The organism is Cryobacterium cryoconiti (assembly GCF_004403065.1).
Lineage (GTDB): Bacteria > Actinomycetota > Actinomycetes > Actinomycetales > Microbacteriaceae > Cryobacterium > Cryobacterium cryoconiti.
On sequence record NZ_SOHA01000032.1, the window covers coordinates 74,222 to 91,099 of the forward strand.

Genomic DNA, 16,878 nt, shown 5'->3' on the forward strand with positions numbered 1-16,878 from the left:
ATTGCGAGGGACGGAACCCCATGGACGCTAATCAAATACTGATCAAGACTGTCTTGATCACAGTCTTCGCCGTTCTGGGCCTGGTGATCCTGCTGCCCCGCCGCGGTGCGCGCGGGATGGCCATCCGCCGGCTGACGCTGGTGCTGGTCATGGTGAGTGCGGTCATCGCCGTCATCTTCCCGAACCTGACCAACTCGGTTGCTGCCGTGCTCGGCGTCGGCCGCGGAACGGACCTGCTGCTCTACGGGCTGATCGTGGTCTTCCTCGGCTTCGCTGTCACGTCATCCGCTCACAACCGGCGACTCGACCGGCAGATCACTGATCTGGCCCGCCAGATCGCACTGACCGAAGCAACCACGGCGCACGACGGCCGTACCCCGACGGAAGATGGCAGTCCCGCATGACAACTCTGGTGACCGGCGGCACAGGCTACATCGGAGCACATATCGTGGATCTGCTGCGCGAGCAGGGACGGTCCGTCGTGATCGTGGACGACGTCGTCACCGGCATCGAGGCCCGCGTGCCCGGGGTGCCGATCGCGCGGATGGAACTGTCCGAAGACACCGCCGTCGCCCGCCTTCGCGACCTGATGATCGAACATCAGGTGGACGAGGTCGTGCACCTCGCCGCGCGCAAGCAGGTCGGCGAATCCGTGCAGCGCCCCACCTGGTATTTCCAGCAGAACCTCGGTGGCCTGGCGAACCTGTTGGCGGCCATGGGCGAGGCTGGGGTGTCCCGCCTGGTCTTCTCGTCATCGGCCGCCGTGTACGGCAACGGCGCCGGAGTCCCGCTCCTGGAAACAGACGAGACCAGGCCGGTGAACCCCTACGGCGAGACCAAACTCGTCGGCGAGTGGATGATCCGAGACGAAACGGCGGCGCGGCCCCTGCGCGCGATCAGCCTCCGGTACTTCAACGTGGCAGGCGCAGCTCGGCCCGAGTTGGCCGATCGCGCTGTGCTCAACCTGATACCGATGGTCTTCCAGAAAATGGCCGAGGGTCAGAACCCGGTCATCTTCGGAGACACGTACGACACAGCCGACGGCACATGCGTCAGGGACTTCATCCATGTCGCCGACCTCGCGGACGCGCACCTGGCCGCGCTCACCCGGCTCCATGAGCAGGACGAGCCCTTCGATACCTTCAACGTCGGCACCGGCCGCGGGTATTCGGTGCGTGATGTGGTCAACGAAGTGGCAATCGTCTCCGGCGCCGACCTGCACCCGTCGATCGAGTCACCCCGCCCGGGTGACCCTGCCTCCGTGGTCGCCGACGTCGACAAGATCGACCGCGTCCTCGGCTGGTCCGCAACCCGCTCCCTGACTGACATGGTGAGCTCGGCCTGGAGCGCCCAGGAATCATTCCGGTGAGTGACTCCACCCGCGGCACACGGCGGGGCAAGGTCAGCATCGTCCTCATCGGTGGGGCGACAGTCGTGGCCGGGGTCTCCGGCTACCTCGTCACCCTGGCGGTGGCCCAGCAGGCCGGACTGGCCGCCTACTCCGTGTTCGCGGTCTTCTGGGCGGTGCTCTATTTCATCGTCGGATGCCTGTTCGGCCTCCAGCAGGAGATGACTCGAGCCGTGTCGGCGGGAGCCCGTGCGCCCCTCACATCGGCACCCGAACGGCCCCGCGTTCCGGTCCCGAGATTCGTGCTGCTCGCGGCCGGGCTGGTCGGCGTGTTGATCGCGGTGAGCTTTCCCCTCTGGGCGATCCCGGCCTTCGGCGCGGACCAGCTCGGCCTGGTCGTGCCCCTTTTCGTGGGGGCCGTGGCCTCGGTCGCGGTCGCCTCTCTGAGCGGTGTGCTCTCCGGTCTGGGCCTGTGGGCCGACCTGGCCCTGATCGTGGGGCTGGACGGGGCCATGCGCCTGGCCGCGGTCCTGACGGTGCTCGCCCTCGGCGGAGACCAGACCTGGCTGGCCTGGGCGGTCATCGTGCCATTCCCCATCACCGTGGGAATCGCCCTGACGGTTGCCCGCAGACGGTTGACACCTGCCCGGTATGTCGGCGGAACCTACCGCGGGCTGCTCTGGAACAGCTCCCGAACCATAACGGCGGCCGCAGCCATGGCGGCAATGGTCACCGGGTTCCCGGCGCTCCTCTCACTGTTCTCCGACGGAGTCGACGCGGAGTACTTCGGCGCACTCATCCTGGCCATCACGCTCCTCCGGGCGCCGCTGCTCGTGCCGCTCACCGCCTTCCAGAGCTACCTGCTGGTCTTCTTCGCCTCCCGCAGAGCCACGATCATCCGTGCTCTGGTCCTCTTCCTCGCCGTGGTCGCGATCGGCACGACGGTGTTCGCGGGGCTGACGGCGCTCTTCGGCGAGCAGGTCTTCGTCTGGCTGTTCGGCGACAAGGTCCGGCAGGTGAGCGACCTCCTGGTTCCGCTGGTGTTCGCGTCGGGCATGATCGCCGGACTCTTCGTGACCGGACCGGCCGTTCTCTCCCGAGATGACCATGCCGCCTACACGACGGGCTGGGTCGTCTCGGCCATACTGGCCATGGGGGCGGTGCTGATGCCGTGGGCCATCGGTGATCGCGTGATCGCGGCCCTGGTCATCGGGCCGGCCGCCGGATTGATCATCCACATCACATCCGTTGTGCGCGGGGCTGCAGAGCGGAGACAACACATTTCAGAGGACGTTGAATGAGGGCACCGCGGGTCAGGTCAGATCATCGCGCGAGCGGCGCACCGCGCAGCACCAGGTCGGTCTTCTGGACGGCCTTCGCCCTGATGGCGATGCTCACCACCCTGTGGTCGCTGGCCAGCCCGATCTTCTCCGTTCCCGACGAGAACGCCCATGCCGTCAAAGCCATCGCGCAGGTGCGGGGTGACCTCACCGGGCACGCCGTGGAGGGGGTCAAGCACTCCGTCGTCGACCTGCCCGAGGAGTACTCCTACAGCCAGCAGATCGTCTGCTACCTGTTCCAGTCGGAGATGACCGCTGACTGCGGGTTCGAGCTCGGGGACGAGGGCGGCAACGAGTGGTTCAACACCTGGGTGAGCGCGTACAACCCCATCTACTACTATCTCGTCGGTTGGCCGACACTCCTGCTCGACGGGTCGGCCGGGATCTACGCCATGCGCATCGTCAGCGGCCTGCTGTGCTCGGTCTTCGTGGCCTGGGCGTTCCAATCAGCGATGTCAGTGCGGCGTTCACGCTGGCTGCCTTTCGGGTTGGTCTTCCTCGCGGCGCCCATGGTCGTGTACCTCTTCGGGTCTGTGAACCCCAACGGCATCGAGATCGCTGCGGCCGGCGCGCTCTGGGTCTCCCTGCTCCGGCTGCTGCAGCACTTCGACGGCCGTGACCCGGGAGTGGTGTCATCGCTATCCCGTCGCCACCTCTGGCTCATCGTCACGGTTGCGTCGGTCGTGCTCGCCACCGCTCGAGCGACGGGGCCGCTGTGGCTCGTGGTCGTGGTCGGGCTGTGCTTCGCGGCCACGGGTTGGCGGGCGGTGAAGACTCTTTTCACGACGGGTTCTTCCTTTGTCGGGCTGGCTTTCGTGGCGGCCGGAGGGCTGTTCTCGATCCTCTGGACCCTCGGCGGCGGCAGCCTCTCCGGCCAGGCGGATGCCTCGGACGCGCCCCAGGTGGGGGCATCCTTCGTGCAGGGTTTCGCCTATGTCATCAGTCTGACGCCGGACTATTTCCAGCAGGCCATCGGGTTCTTCGGATGGTTCGACACGCCTCTCTCGACTCCCACCTACTGGCCGTTCGTGGCCGCCCTGGCCCTTCTGGTGACGCTCGCCCTCACCGGACTGGACCGACGCAGCGTCGTGACCATGGGTGTCGTCGTGGCTGCCGCGGTGCTGGTCCCCGCTCTCGTGCAGGGCTACAGCGTGCACCAGACCGGCATCATCTGGCAGGGCCGTTACGGGCTCTTCCTCTACGTGGGGGTGACGCTCGTGGCCGCCTGGCTCCTGTCCGGGCGCTCGGGCCGCCGCCTGGCGTTCCTGTCCACCCGCCTGACCTGGATCGGCCTCACCCTCGTGGCCGCCTACGGCCTGGGGGCTTTCTTCCTGGTCCTGCGGCGCTACGTGGTCGGCACGGACGAATCGTTCAGCACGATGTGGGAGAACCCCAGCTGGGCGCCACCGCTCGGCGCAATGACCCTGGTGGCCCTCTACGGCCTCGTGTCGATCCTCTTCGTGCTGTGGTCCGGCCGCCTGGCCCTCACGTCCGCGCGGGCCGACGATGCAGCTGAAGCTGAAGCTGAAGCCGAAGCCGAAGCCGTCACAGGCACCGCGGCTTCCGCGCCGGCCGAGCCGGAGACTGAGATCGTCCGTGCCTGAACCCCGGGTCGCGGTCGCTTTCGACTGCCTGTTCCCGGTCAACGCCGGAGGCGGCGAACGCGTGTACCGCCGCCTGGCAGAACTCTTCGTGGAGCGGGGGTGCCGGGTCGACTACGTGACCCGCGGGCAGTGGCCGACGGATGCGCCCCCGGCGGCGCCGTTCACCCTCGTACCGGTCTGGCAGGGCGACATCTACGACTCGGGCGGCACCCGCACCCCCCGCAGCGCGGTCGCTTTCGCCGCCGCGCTGTTTCGGCATTTCCTCCGCCGGCGCGGGAGCTACGACGTCGTGGTAGTCAGCACCCTGCCGGTGCTGAACCTGTTCGCGGTGCGGCTCGCCCTGTTCGGCACGCGCGCGCTCGTGGTCGCCGACTGGCTCGAGGTCTGGCCGTGGCCGAAGTGGCGGGAGTACGCCGGCGCGCTGCCGGGAACGATCGCCTTCCTGCTGCAGACCGTGGGCATCCGTCTCGGTGATCTGCACACCGTCAACAGTGCGTTCACCGGCGCCCGGCTGATCCGCTACCGGCGCCGTGCGCAACCCGTCACCCTGGGGCTGGTCGATCTCGTCGGCGAGGAGCCCGAGGCCTCGACAGAACGTCCGGCTGATCCCTACCTGATCTTCGTGGGCCGGCACATCGCCGACAAGCGCCTGGTCGATCTCGTTCCGGCTCTGCGGGAGGCTCGCGGGCAGTTTCCATCCCTGCGCGCCGTCATCGTGGGCACCGGACCGGAAACGCCCCGCGTCGCCGCGCGGGTCGGTGAACTCGGCCTGGACTCCGCCGTCGAGCTGCGCGGCCGGGTGAGCGACGACGAACTCCGGGATCTCGTGCGGGGTGCCCGCATTCTGGTCAACCCGTCGGCCCGGGAAGGCTTCGGGCTCGTCATCGCCGAGGCGGCGGCATTCGGCACGCCCAGCGTGGTCGTCGCCGGGCCCGACAATGCCGCCGCGGAGCTGGTCGTCGACGGCGTCAACGGCTACGTGGCCGCATCCGTGGGCCCTGTCGCACTCGGCGCGGCCATCGTGCGGGCCGTCGAGGCCGGCGAGCCTCTGCGCCGCTCCACCCTGGACTGGTTCCAGCGTGAGCGGGTCAGTCACGGTCTGAGCGCCTCGGTCGATCAGATCCTCGCGCGCTACCGCTCGGCGAGGGCCCGCTGAAAAGACGCCACGGTGTGCCGGGCCGTCCGCGCCCACGAGAAGGTGCGGGCGCGATCCCGGCCCTGCGCTGACAGGCGGGCCAGCTCGGCCGGGTCGTCGAGCAGGCCGGCCATCGTCGCCGCAAGGGCGGCGGCATCCTGCGGCGCCACGTACACGGCCGCGTCCCCGGCGACCTCGTGCAGCACCGGGATGTCCGAGCAGACCACGGGGCAGCCCCGGGACATGGCCTCCAGCACCGGCAGTCCGAAGCCCTCGAACAGGGTCGGGAACACGATCAGGCTCGACTCGGCGTAGAGCCGGTCGAGTTCCTCGGAGCTCAGCCAGCCCCGCAGCGACACCCACGCCTCCAGGCCGAGCCCGGCCACAACGGGGGCGAGCGGGTCGTCGCCGTGGCTGCCGGTGACCGTGAGGTGCGGCCGGGACTCGGCGGGAACCAGGGCGAGGGCCTGCAGCAGCAGCGGGAAGTTCTTGTGCGGCATCCGGTTGCCCACCGCCAGCACGTGGCGCGGCAGCCGGGGGAGTGGTTCCGCGTGCGGGCTCGCCGGTACGTCCGCGTCCTGGCCCGCGAGCGGCACCACGTCGACGCGGCCGACCGGCACCTTCAGGTAGCGCACGATGTCATCCGCCGAGGCGACGCTGACCGTGAGCACGCGGCGGGCGCCGCGCGCCGCGACCCGGATCATGGTGCGCAGAACGTGCGAGTAGGCCCCGGGCACGTATTCCGGATGCCGGAACGGCAGCAGGTCATGAACCGTGAGCACCACGGGGACCCGCGACCAGACCGGGCCGAGGTTCGCCGGACAGTGCACCAGATCGGCGCGCAGCCGCCGGGCCGCCTGGGCAACCGAGAAGAGCTCCCCGCGAGCCCAGGTGATCCGGTCCTCGCCGCTGATGCCGGAGTCGACGATCTCGCCCGGGAACCAGGACGTGTCCATGCCGGCCAGCTCACTCGAGGCAAGGCCGACGAACTCGAGCCCGTCGGCCTCCGGCTCGATCCGGCCGTACACCTCCCGCACGTACGACTCCATGCCGCCCTTCCGGCCGGTGAAGAAGAGCAGGTCGACGAGGACGCGCCTCATGCGGCGGCCGCCACGACCAGTGCCGCGGCACGCACCCGGCGGCGCCGCGCGAGCTCGTAGACCACGGCCGACGCCAGCTCCGCGATGAGCAGACCGAGGAACACGGCGGACAGGCTGTGCAGTGCCAGGCCGACCCCGGCGAGGGCGAACGCCATCACGGAGACGGCGGCGCGCAGCCCGGTGAGCAACCGTACCTCGCCCATCCGGCGCAGCGCGGCGAACGGAATCGTCGTGGCGAGCGACGCGGCCCGCCAGCCGCAGGCGAGCACGAGCGGCAGGATGGCTGCCGAGCTGGTCCAGACGCCTCCGAAGATGAAGCCGAGCACGCCCGTGCGTTCGAGCACCACCAGCACCACCACGGCCGCGAGCACCGCGCCGGCGGACACCGCGATGTCGAGGCGGGAGTGCTCCTTGAGCAGGCGCAGCCGCATGAAGTTCAGGGGGATCGCGAGCAGACCGGACACCGTCGCGATGGCCGTGAACAGCACCGCCTCGCCCGGTCCGATCAACGTCAGGATCATGGTGTTCAGGAGCGGGTAGATCACCCCGGTGATCGCCGTGTCCGCCACCACCCAGCCCATCACGGCCGGCTCGGGGCGGCTGGCCCGGTGGGTCACCGGCAGGCAGCGCACCAGGGTGGCCAGCGCGATACCGGCCACGAGGGGGATCAGCGCCCAGTCCTGACCGGTGAAGGCGGCCAGGACGCCGGTGAGGGCACCCAGACCCACGGTGACGGATGCCCAGATCTCCCGCAGATCCAGACGCTCGGCGACCGAGACGCCCCGGCCCACTTCCAGTGCGGCGATCAGCAGGGGCAGGCCGAGGCAGAGCACGATCGGGTTCCTGGCGTTGAGGGCGATCACCCCTGCGGCGACCAGGGCGAGGCCGGCCAGCCAGAGCGGGAACACCACCCGGCGTTCGGTGGCCGCCGAACTGAGCCGGGACTCCAGCACGACCGCGAAGGTGAGCTGGCCGGCGAAGGTGGCCACCATCACCGCCACGGCGATGATTCCCTGCTCCGGCCGGCTGAACAGCCGGGACGAGATGGCGACCGTGGCCGCGGGGATGACGGCCAGTGACACACCCCCGAGCAGGGTGATCAGGCTGAGAGTGGCCCGCCGCAGACGTAGGGGGGACGGCAGATCGGCCGTCACCGGGTCACCGCGGTGAGCGCGCCGGCCGGGCCGAGGGTGCGCCCGAGCATTCCCTCCAGCCGGCCGAGGAACACCCACCAGCCGTCGAGGAGGGCGTTCGTGCCCCGATTGCGCAGGCCGAAGAACAGGCCGCCGCCGAGGAACGCGAACCGCCACCACAACGGATACCGCCAGCGGGTCACCAGACGTCCCAGCCCACGGCCGTAGCCGCGCAGTTTGTGGCGGCGTTCCGCGCTACTGAGCCCGCTCGGGTCGCTGATCCCGCCCACCGTGAGCGCGGGCGGCTGCCAGGCGAAGCCGGGGTGCTCCCCGGCGCGGATCAGTTTCAGGAGCAGGTCGGTGGCCTCCCCGGCCTGCCACGGTGTCGGGGCGCCGGTGCCGATCTCCGGGTCGAAGCCGCCGATCCGGTCGAACACGCTGCGCCGGATCAGGATGCCCATCTCGATCACGCTCCAGACCGTCCACCGGGTCAGGGCCGCGCCCGGCTCGGGCAGGACGAACTTGGGCCCGTTCTCGTCGACCACCGTGAGGGCTCCCGCCCGGAAATCCTCGGGGAGGAGCCGCATCCGTTGCAACGCGCCCGACGGGTACCAGGTGGTGTCATTGGGAAAATTGAGCAGCAGGTCCCGGTCGGCCGGAAGGGCGGCCACGCCCGCATTCCGTCCGCGGGCCGCGCCGGGCGGCGACGTCGTCACGATGATCCGCCTGCTCTCCGAGCGGTAGACGGATGCGAGGGCCTCCACCTCGGGCAGGTTGCGCTGGGCGACGACAACGAGGGTGTCTCCGGCAAGAAGCTGGTCGGAGAGGGAATCGAAGAGCCGCTTCAGGCTCTCGACACGGCCGAGCGTTGACACCACCAGTCCAAGGTCCACACAGCACATTCTGTACGATGAGGGGGCCAGACCAACAATGACGGGACTTGCAGCGCGCATGACAATCACCGACAGCATTGAACTCTCGATCCTGATGCCGTGCCTGAACGAGGCCGAGACGCTCGCGATCTGCATCGACAAGGCCCAGGGATACCTGCGGCGCAGCGGCATCATCGGTGAGGTCCTGATCGCCGACAACGGCAGCACCGACGGCTCGCAGCAGATCGCCGAGGACCACGGGGCCCGCGTTGTGGACGTCGCGGAAAAGGGTTACGGCAGCGCGCTGATCGGCGGCATCGAATCCGCCCGCGGCGCCTATGTGATCATGGGCGACGCCGACGACAGCTACGACTTCAGCGAGCTCGACGGTTTCGTCGAGCGGTTGCGAGCGGGCGACGAACTGGTGATGGGCAACCGCTTCCGCGGCGGCATCGAACCCGGCGCCATGCCGCCGCTGCACAAGTACCTCGGCAACCCGGTGCTGTCCTGGATCGGGCGTTCCCTGTTCCGGTCCCCGATCAAGGACTTCCACTGCGGTCTGCGCGGCTTCAACCGCCAGTCGATGCTGGCGCTGCATCTGCAGACCTCGGGCATGGAGTTCGCCAGCGAGATGGTGGTCAAGTCCACGCTGGGCGGTTCCCGGGTCAGCGAAGTGCCCACCACGCTCAAGAAGGACGGCCGCAGCCGGCCGCCGCACCTGCGCAGCTGGCGTGACGGCTGGCGTCACCTGCGGTTCCTGCTCATCTTCAGCCCGCGCTGGCTGTTCCTGATCCCCGGCATCTCCGCGTTCCTGATCGGCCTGGTCGGCACGGTGCTGCTCGGTTTCGGACCCGTCGTGGTGGGGGAGGTGGGCTTCACCTACTCCAGTCAGATCTACCTGGCCGCCCTGGCCGTCGTCGGCTACCAGGCCTTCCTGTTCGCCCTGCTCACCAAGATCTACGCCCAGCATGAGGGGTTCCGCATCCCCCGCAGCCGCAACTTCGAACGGCTCGAGAAACGCATCAGCCTCGAGAGCGGCGCGATCGTCGGGGTCGTGCTGTTCCTGATCGGCCTGGGCATCGCCGTGTCGCAGCTGATCGGCTGGGCGGCCGGCGGTTACGGCGAGCTGGAGGCCGGCGCCACCGTGCGGGTGGCCATCCCGTCGGCCCTGCTGATGATGCTGGGCTCGCAGACGGTCATGGGCGGGCTCTTTCTCGGAGTCCTGTCGGTCGGCCTGAAGCGACGCTGATGCCTCGCTCGACCGCTTCCTCGTCGCGCGCGCCCCGGGCATCCGCGCCGCGCGTGTCCGTGGCCCTCTGCACCTACAACGGCCTCGCATTCATCGAGGAGCAGCTGCAGAGCATCCTCGGCCAGACCGCGCCCGCCGACGAGATCGTCGTCTCCGACGACGGCTCCACCGACGGCACACCGGCGGCGGTGGACCGCATCGTCGCGGCCTGGCAGCACGAACATCCGGGTCAGCCCGTGACGCTGCGCGTCCTGCGCAACCCGGCGCCGCTGGGCGTCACCGCGAACTTCGAGCAGGCGCTCGCCGCGTGCACGGGCGAGTTGATCGCGCTCAGCGACCAGGACGACGTGTGGCCCCCGGAGCGGCTGTCCCTGCTGACGGCCGAATTCCGGGTCCGTCCCGGCCTGCAACTGCTGCACACGGATGCCCGACTCGTCGACGAGATCGGCCGTCCGACGGGCCGCACCCTGCTCGCCACCCTCGGGGTGTCCGCCGCCGAGCAGGCCGCGGAGCATGAGGGGCACGCCTTCGACCTCCTGCTGCGCCGCAACATCGTCACCGGCGCCACCGCGATGCTGCGGCGCGGGCTGGTGGCGCAGGCCCGCCCGTTCCCGGCTGCCTGGGTGCACGACGAATGGCTGGCGATGGTGGCGGCCGCGACCGGGGAGGTCGATCTGCTCGCCCGGCCGTTGCTGGACTACCGCCAGCACGCGGGCAACCAGATCGGCGCCTCCAGCCTCGACGCCGCGGGCAAGCTGGGCCGGCTGCGCGCGCCGCGCACGGCGCGCAACGCCCGTTTGCTGGCCCGAGCCCAGGCGTTGCAGGCGCGCGCCGCACAGTTGCAGCCGGCACCGTCCGCCGACGCGCTCGCCCTGATCGACGCCAAGGCCGCCCACGAACGCCGGCGCAGCACCCTGCCGGCCCTGCGCGCGGCCCGGGTTGCCTCCGTTTTCGCCGGCTGGCGGGCCGGCGACTACCGACGTTTCGGCCTGGGTTTGCAGGACGTGCTGCGCGATCTGGTGCAACCGGTCTGAGCTGTCGCCCGCCGCGTGCGATGCGAGGAGAGGGCGGCGCTACTCCGGGTAGCGGCGCGGGCTGGGCTGCAGCAGGCTGCGCCAGCTCTTGCCCTGGGCTGCCTTCACCGCGCAGATCAGCAGCAGCAGCCAGCCGAAGTCCACCAGCACATTGCTTTCCGCCGCTGAGGTGACCAGCAGGATCACCAGCACCAGCGGCGACCACACGTAGACCAGGGAACGCTTGTCGGAGGCCAGCAGCCAGGACCGCCAGAAGGCCAGCAGCACGAGCGCCAGGAACGAGACCAGGCCGACCAGGCCGACCTGGAGGTACACGTCGATGAAGGCGTTCAGGCCGGAGGTCTGCAGGCGTTCGGTGACGAAGCTGAGCCAGCCGAACGGTGTGACGTCGGCAGGCCAGAGCCCGGCCCACCCCCAGCCTTCGAGCGGATTGAGCGTGGCCAGGCGCAGCATTTCCCGCCACAGCGTGTAGCGGGCCTCGAATTCGCTCCCCGCGTTGAGCTGTTCGACGATGCGGCCACGGGCCGCGAACGCGATGATGCCGGTGAGCACGGTGGCGCCGAGCAGGCTGATCTGAAGCCGCCACCGGCTCTCCGCCGGCGTGCGCCGCAGCCAGGTGAGCGCCAGGGCGGCGATGCCCACGAACAGGGCCACCACGAGGATGACGGGGGAGCGGGTGAGCAGCAGGCCGAACACGGCGAGGGCGACGGAACCGATTCCGAGCCCGCGCCGAACCGACCGGGAGAGCAGCTCGACCGTGAAGGTGACCGCGGCGATCAGCGAGATGAGCCCGAACACATTGCGGGAGCCGAAGATGCCCTGAACGGGGCCGAGGTCGGCGATGTTGCCCTGGATGCCCAGGAAGGCGATCGGAAGATCCAGGAGCAGGCCGGACAGCACCTCCAGGGCGAGCGAAACCCCGAGCAGCAGACGCAGCACGTCGCCGGTGGCACGCACCACCTGGATGGTGTCCCGGGCCAGGGCGATGTAGATCGCCAGGAACGTGAACGCGAGCTGATAGAGCGAGGCGCTGATGGTGTGCAGGGGGTAGCCGGACCAGATCACCGACAGGGCGCACCAGCCCACGAAGACCATGATCGAAATCGGCAGGAGCCCGTGCCAGTCGACTCCGGCTCGGCGGGCGGTGAGCGAGAACGCCGCCAGCACCACGAGTCCCACGAGCACGCCCACCACGCCGGGCGGGCCGATCAGGGCGCGCAGAGTGGTGGTCCCGAAGGCGAAGCCGATGATGACCAGTGTCAGCGCGGACGCGAACCGGGGCGAGGCGAACAGCCGCGAGAGCGGGGCCGGCACGGCGGGGGGATTCGCGCGGTAGATCATGTGGTCTCCACGCTACGCCTACGGCATCCGTGCGTTGGTGGCCTGTTGGCGCTTCGTGGTCACGGCGAGCACGACCAGCAGCAGCCAGCCTGATTCGATCAGGATGCGGCTCTCGGCCAGGCTCTGGGCGAGCAGCGCCACCAGCAGCAGCAGCGGCAGCAGGGCGGAGGCCGCGAACGGTTCCGTGTCGGCGAGCCCGCGCCGCGGCCGGTCGACCGCGAGGAACCAGCACCGCCACAGCGTGGACAAGACGAGTGCGGCGAAGACGATCAGTCCGAGGATGCCCAGTTGCAGCCACACGTCCAGCCAGGCGTTGTGGGCCTGCAGGTAGGTGACGCCCCGGCGCACGGCCAGACCCTGGAATGGTTCGACCCAGGGAGCCCAGTAGCTCACCCAGCCCCACCCGAAAACCGGGCGCTCGACGGCCAGCTCCGTTACGCTGCGCCAGATGTCGAGGCGGCCGGTGAGGTCCGCCGACTTGCCGAGCAGGGTGAGCAGCCAGGGGGTGAGGGCCACCACGCCGGCGCCGCCGACGACGACGGATGCCGCGGCAGCCAGATAGACCGGCCGGCGCCCCTCGGGCGAACGACGACGGGCCCAGAGGGCGAACAGCAGGGCCAGGTCCACGGCGGCGGCCGCGAAGACGACGGTGGCGGACCTGGTCAGCAGGAGCACCAGAACCGCGGTGCCCAGCCACGCCCAGGCCGCGCCGCGCCGCACGGTGCCGGCGGCCAGCTGAACGGCGAACACGATCACGGCGATCAGCGCCACGAAGCCGAGCAGGTTGCGGTTGGCGACGATGCCTTCGATCGGGCCGCCCTGCAGCAGGATGCCGCGGGACCAGTAGAACGACTGCGGCACGTCCTGGCCGCTGTAGTCGACCCAGAACGGGAGCACGGCCTGCCGGACGAAGACGGCCACGATCAGTTCGAAGGCGAGCGACAGGGCCAGGATCCAGCGCAGCGCGGCAGCGAGCGTGCGCAGCAGCTCCGGCCAGGTCAGACACAGGGCCAGAAAGAGCGCGGTCGCGGTGGTCGCCCATTGCAGGGTGACACCGATCAGGGAGGCGCCGAGGTAGAACGACCAGGCCAGCGACAGGGTGGCCAGACCGAGGAAGCCGATCAGCGATTTGGGGAACCGCGGCCACATCCAGTCGGGTTTCAGTTTCACGAGGGCGACGATGCCGCCCGCGACGATGACCAGGGCGATGGCGCCGTAGCCCCACCAGCCGAACAGGCTGCGCCAGAATTGCCCGGCCAGGGCAGAGAAAAAGACCAGCGTCGCAAAGGTGCGAACGACGAAGCGGCTCTGGACGGCGGGCATGTGTCTAAGGCTAGAGCGTGCCGGGGCGGTCACCGGTCACATTCTATACCCCCTGGGGTATACTATTCCCGGAGGTTCGAAATGAAAACGATCATTGTTGGTGGAGTTGCGGGCGGAATGTCGGCGGCCACGCGGTTACGGCGGCTGGACGAGACGGCTGACATCATTGTATTTGAACGAGGCCACTATGTCTCATTCGCGAACTGCGGACTGCCTTACTACGTCGGCGGCGTGATCACCGAGCGGAGCAACCTCCTGCTCCAGACGCCCGAATCCCTGTCCGCCCGGTTCCGACTCGACGTGCGTGTCGACCATGAGGTCACCGCCATCGACCGCGCCGCGAAGACCGTCACCGTGCGGCAGACGCAGACCGGCGCCGAGACCGTCGAGAGCTACGACCGCCTCATCCTGGCCGCCGGCGCCCTGGCCCGCACGGGGATCACCCCGGCCGGCCTGGCCACCCGCACCCTGCGCACGGTCGACGACGTCGACCACATCACCGCACTGCTGGCCGCAGTCACCGGTCAGGCCTCCGCCGTCGTCATCGGCGCCGGCTTCATCGGCCTCGAGGCCGTCGAGAACCTCGTGCACCGCGGCGTGCACGTGACCCTGGTCGAGTTCGGCTCCCAGGTCTTCGGGCCCTTCGACGCCGAGATGGCCGCGCCGATCTTCGACGAGCTGCTCGTGCAGGGCGTCGACGTGCGCCTGAACACGACGGTCGTCGCCTCCGCCGACGGGGGAGTCGAGCTCAGCGACGGCTCCGTCGTTCCGGCCGACCTCGTCATCGACTCCGTCGGGGTGCTCCCGGACACCTCGCTCGCCGCCCGGGCGGGCATCACGATCGGCGCGAGCGGCGGCATCGCGGTCGACGGCAGCCAACAGACCAACGACCCCTCGATCTATGCGGTCGGCGACGGCGTCGAGAAGATCGACGCCATCGACGAAAACCCCACCCTGATCACCATGGCCGGACTCGCGAACCGGCACGGCCGGGCGACCGCCGACAGCATCGCCGGGGAGCCTGCCTCGGCCGCCCCGGCTCTCGGAACCGCCATCCTCGGCCTGTTCGGCCTGACGGCGGCCATGGTCGGCTGGAGCGAGAAGCGCCTCGTGCGGGCCGGCCGCGCGCACCGGGTCGTGCACACCCACCCGGCCTCCCATGCCACGTACTATCCCGGCGCGGAGGGCATGTCGATGAAGCTCCTGATCGACCCGGCGACGGATGCCATCCTCGGCGCCCAGATCGTCGGCGGCAGCGGTGTGGACAAGCGCATCGACATCCTGGCGACGGCGATGACCGGCGCGCTGACGGCATCCGCGCTGACCCGCCTGGAACTGGCCTACGCGCCGCAGTACTCGTCGGCGAAGGACCCGATCAACCAGCTCGGCTACGTGGCCGAGAACCTCGCCGCGGGAACGACCCGCGCGTTGCAGTGGCACGAGCTGGCCGCCGCCCGTGCCGCCGGCGCGGTGCTCGTGGACGTGCGTTCGGCGGGGGAGTTCGCGGCCGGCAACATCCCGGGCGCCATCAACGTGCCCCTGGACGAACTGCGGGACCGCCTGGACGAACTGCCCGACGCCCCGCTGATCGTGCACTGCCAGGTGGGCCAGCGCGGCCACACGGCAGCGCGCATCCTGAGCCAGAGCGGGTTCGACGTGCAGAACCTCGACGGCGGTTACCGCACCTGGACGGCCGGCGAAACCTCGCTCAGCCTCACGCCCGCCCGCGCCACGAACTCTGAGAGGATTCCGGCATGATCGAAATCACCCCTGGTCCGACCGAACAGAACCAGAAGAAGATCCTGAACCGGCTGCGCCGGGCCCAGGGCCAGCTCGCGGCGGTCATCACCGCCGTCGAGGCCGGCGGCAGCTGCAAGGATGTCGTCACTCAGCTCGCCGCCGTGTCGAGCGCCCTCGACAAGGCCGGTTTCGTCATCGTCTCCACGGCCATGCGCGAATGCCTCGACAACCCGGAGGGGGAGAACTCCCTCACGGTCGAGGAGCTGGAGAAACTCTTCCTCACCCTCGCCTAGTCTCGCGGCGCAGGTTGTGGAAGCGGGCGCACACTAGAGCGTGCGCCGCGCTCCACAACCTGCGCCGCGGCATCCGTCGCAGTCGCCGGCTCGGCTAGACGAAAGCGGCCTGGCCGGTGATGCTGCGCCCCACGATCAGGGTGTTCATCTCGCGGGTGCCCTCGTAGGAGTACACGGCCTCGGCGTCGGAGAAGAAACGCGCCACGTCGTAGTCGAGAACGATTCCGTTGCCGCCGAAGAGTTCGCGGCACCAGGCGACCGTCTCGCGCATCCGCGCCGTCGTGTAGAGCTTGGCCAGGGCTGCGTGCTCGTCGCGCTGGCTGCCCTCGTCGAGCATCTGCGAGACCCGCACCACCATGCCCAGGCTGGCCGTGATGTTGCCGAGCGACTTCACCAGCAGGTCCTGCACGAGCTGGTGCCCGCCGATCTCCTTGCCGAACTGCACGCGCTCCTTCGCGTAGGCGACGGCGGCCTCGTAGGCGCCGATCGACGTGCCCACGGCCGCCCAGGCCACCTCGGCCCGGGTCAGGCGCAGCACCTTGGCGGTGTCCTTGAACGAGTTCGCGTTCTGCAGACGGTTCTTCTCCGGCACGACCACGTTTTCGAGCACGATGTCGGCGTTCTGCACCGAGCGCAGGCTGATCTTGCCCTCGATCCGGGTGGCGCTGTAGCCGGGGGTGTCGGTGGTGACGATGAAGCCCTTGACCATGCCGTCGGCGGTGTCCTTCGCCCAGATGATGGTGACGTCGGAGAAGGTGGCGTTGCCGATCCAGCGCTTGGCGCCGTTCAACAGCCAGGTGTCGCCCGTGCGGGTGGCCGTCGTGCGCAGGCCCTGCGCGGCATCAGAGCCGGAGAGCGGCTCGGTCAGTCCGAACGCGCCCACGAGCTCGCCGCTCGCCAGACGCGGCAGCCACTCGTCGCGCTGCTCCTGCGACCCCGTCGCCGAGATGGTGCCGCAGGCGAGTCCGTTCTGCACCCCGACGAACGTGGCGACGGATGCGTCCACGCGCGCGATCTCGAGGGCCACGAAGCCGCGGAACACCGCCGAGTTCTCGAACGGGCGAGTCTCGGGCCAGCTGAACGAGTACGCGCCGAGCTGCGCCAGCGGCCGAACGACCTCGGACGGGAACTCGGCGCGCTCCCAGCATCCGTTCACGATCGGGCGAACGTCGGACTCGAGGTAGGCGCGCAGATTGCTGAGCGCGGTTTTCTCCTGATCGGTCAGCAGATTCTCGTAGCCGTAGAAGTCGCTGGGAAGTAGCTCGAAGGTCATCAGGTGCTCCATTGCAGGGTGGCGACGGCCTCGCTTGCGGCGGTCGGCGAATCTTCGCAGCCTAGATCGCCGGGTCGACGCGCTGAAAGCGGT

15 protein-coding genes are annotated in these 16,878 nt (G+C 69.5%); 9 read left to right on the forward strand and 6 right to left on the reverse strand.

Annotation, left to right across the window (positions count from 1 at the left end; all coding sequences use genetic code 11):
- The first annotated feature begins 53 nt into the window (after positions 1 to 53).
- The 5 genes from E3T49_RS10415 to E3T49_RS10435 are packed head-to-tail and all read left to right on the forward strand — an operon-like array spanning position 54 to position 5,448.
- Positions 54 to 404, forward strand: coding sequence for a DUF2304 domain-containing protein (locus E3T49_RS10415; protein WP_198414245.1), 351 nt, complete (start codon positions 54 to 56; stop codon positions 402 to 404).
- Entirely contained in the window at positions 401 to 1,369 is a 969-nt protein-coding gene (gene galE, locus E3T49_RS10420) for a UDP-glucose 4-epimerase GalE (protein ID WP_134424838.1), read from the forward strand. The genes E3T49_RS10415 and galE overlap by 4 nt, the downstream gene beginning before the upstream one ends.
- Positions 1,366 to 2,649, forward strand: a complete 1,284-nt coding sequence (locus tag E3T49_RS10425) for a hypothetical protein (protein ID WP_134424839.1) — start codon at positions 1,366 to 1,368, stop codon at positions 2,647 to 2,649. Before galE ends, E3T49_RS10425 begins: the two co-directional genes overlap by 4 nt.
- Positions 2,646 to 4,292: a DUF2142 domain-containing protein gene (locus tag E3T49_RS10430; RefSeq protein WP_134424840.1), complete on the forward strand. Its 1,647-nt coding sequence runs from the start codon at positions 2,646 to 2,648 to the stop codon at positions 4,290 to 4,292. Before E3T49_RS10425 ends, E3T49_RS10430 begins: the two co-directional genes overlap by 4 nt.
- On the forward strand, positions 4,285 to 5,448 hold the full coding sequence (locus E3T49_RS10435; protein WP_166785523.1) for a glycosyltransferase family 4 protein: 1,164 nt from the start codon (positions 4,285 to 4,287) through the stop codon (positions 5,446 to 5,448). Before E3T49_RS10430 ends, E3T49_RS10435 begins: the two co-directional genes overlap by 8 nt.
- Here the strand turns inward: E3T49_RS10435 and E3T49_RS10440 are convergent.
- From E3T49_RS10440 to E3T49_RS10450, 3 genes are read right to left on the reverse strand one after another with little or no spacing between them, the layout of a single operon-like run.
- The gene (locus E3T49_RS10440; RefSeq protein WP_134424842.1) at positions 5,424 to 6,527 is read right to left on the reverse strand and encodes a glycosyltransferase family 4 protein; all 1,104 of its coding nucleotides are present in this window, start codon (positions 6,525 to 6,527) and stop codon (positions 5,424 to 5,426) included. The two genes, E3T49_RS10435 and E3T49_RS10440, sit on opposite strands and share 25 nt — an antisense overlap.
- Positions 6,524 to 7,681 carry a hypothetical protein gene (locus tag E3T49_RS10445; RefSeq protein WP_134424843.1) on the reverse strand — a complete coding sequence of 386 codons (1,158 nt, stop codon included), beginning with the start codon at positions 7,679 to 7,681 and terminating at the stop codon, positions 6,524 to 6,526. Before E3T49_RS10445 ends, E3T49_RS10440 begins: the two co-directional genes overlap by 4 nt.
- Positions 7,678 to 8,553: a glycosyltransferase family 2 protein gene (locus tag E3T49_RS10450; protein ID WP_134424844.1), complete on the reverse strand. Its 876-nt coding sequence runs from the start codon at positions 8,551 to 8,553 to the stop codon at positions 7,678 to 7,680. The genes E3T49_RS10445 and E3T49_RS10450 overlap by 4 nt, the downstream gene beginning before the upstream one ends.
- Positions 8,554 to 8,611: 58 nt before the next feature.
- On the opposite strand from E3T49_RS10450, the gene E3T49_RS10455 reads away from it, so the two are divergent.
- Positions 8,612 to 9,781, forward strand: coding sequence for a glycosyltransferase family 2 protein (locus tag E3T49_RS10455; RefSeq protein WP_134424845.1), 1,170 nt, complete (start codon positions 8,612 to 8,614; stop codon positions 9,779 to 9,781).
- A complete protein-coding gene (locus tag E3T49_RS10460) occupies positions 9,781 to 10,815 on the forward strand; it encodes a glycosyltransferase family 2 protein (RefSeq protein WP_134424846.1) in 1,035 nt (344 codons plus the stop codon). Before E3T49_RS10455 ends, E3T49_RS10460 begins: the two co-directional genes overlap by 1 nt.
- Positions 10,816 to 10,854: 39 nt before the next feature.
- Here E3T49_RS10460 and E3T49_RS10465 read toward each other — a convergent pair whose 3' ends face one another.
- Positions 10,855 to 12,156, reverse strand: a complete 1,302-nt coding sequence (locus E3T49_RS10465; protein WP_134424847.1) for an O-antigen ligase family protein — start codon at positions 12,154 to 12,156, stop codon at positions 10,855 to 10,857.
- 18 nt (positions 12,157 to 12,174) lie between these two features.
- Positions 12,175 to 13,479, reverse strand: a complete 1,305-nt coding sequence (locus E3T49_RS10470; RefSeq protein ID WP_134424848.1) for an O-antigen ligase family protein — start codon at positions 13,477 to 13,479, stop codon at positions 12,175 to 12,177.
- An 81-nt stretch (positions 13,480 to 13,560) separates the two neighbouring features.
- Here E3T49_RS10470 and E3T49_RS10475 point away from each other — a divergent pair, with 81 nt between their 5' ends.
- A complete protein-coding gene (locus E3T49_RS10475) occupies positions 13,561 to 15,237 on the forward strand; it encodes an FAD-dependent oxidoreductase (protein WP_134424849.1) in 1,677 nt (558 codons plus the stop codon).
- Positions 15,234 to 15,512 (forward strand): metal-sensitive transcriptional regulator, encoded by a 279-nt coding sequence (locus E3T49_RS10480; protein WP_134361801.1) that lies wholly within the window; start codon positions 15,234 to 15,236, stop codon positions 15,510 to 15,512. Before E3T49_RS10475 ends, E3T49_RS10480 begins: the two co-directional genes overlap by 4 nt.
- Positions 15,513 to 15,606: 94 nt before the next feature.
- Here the strand turns inward: E3T49_RS10480 and E3T49_RS10485 are convergent, their stop codons facing one another.
- Positions 15,607 to 16,785, reverse strand: a complete 1,179-nt coding sequence (locus E3T49_RS10485) for an acyl-CoA dehydrogenase family protein (RefSeq protein WP_134424850.1) — start codon at positions 16,783 to 16,785, stop codon at positions 15,607 to 15,609.
- Positions 16,786 to 16,878 lie beyond the last annotated feature (93 nt).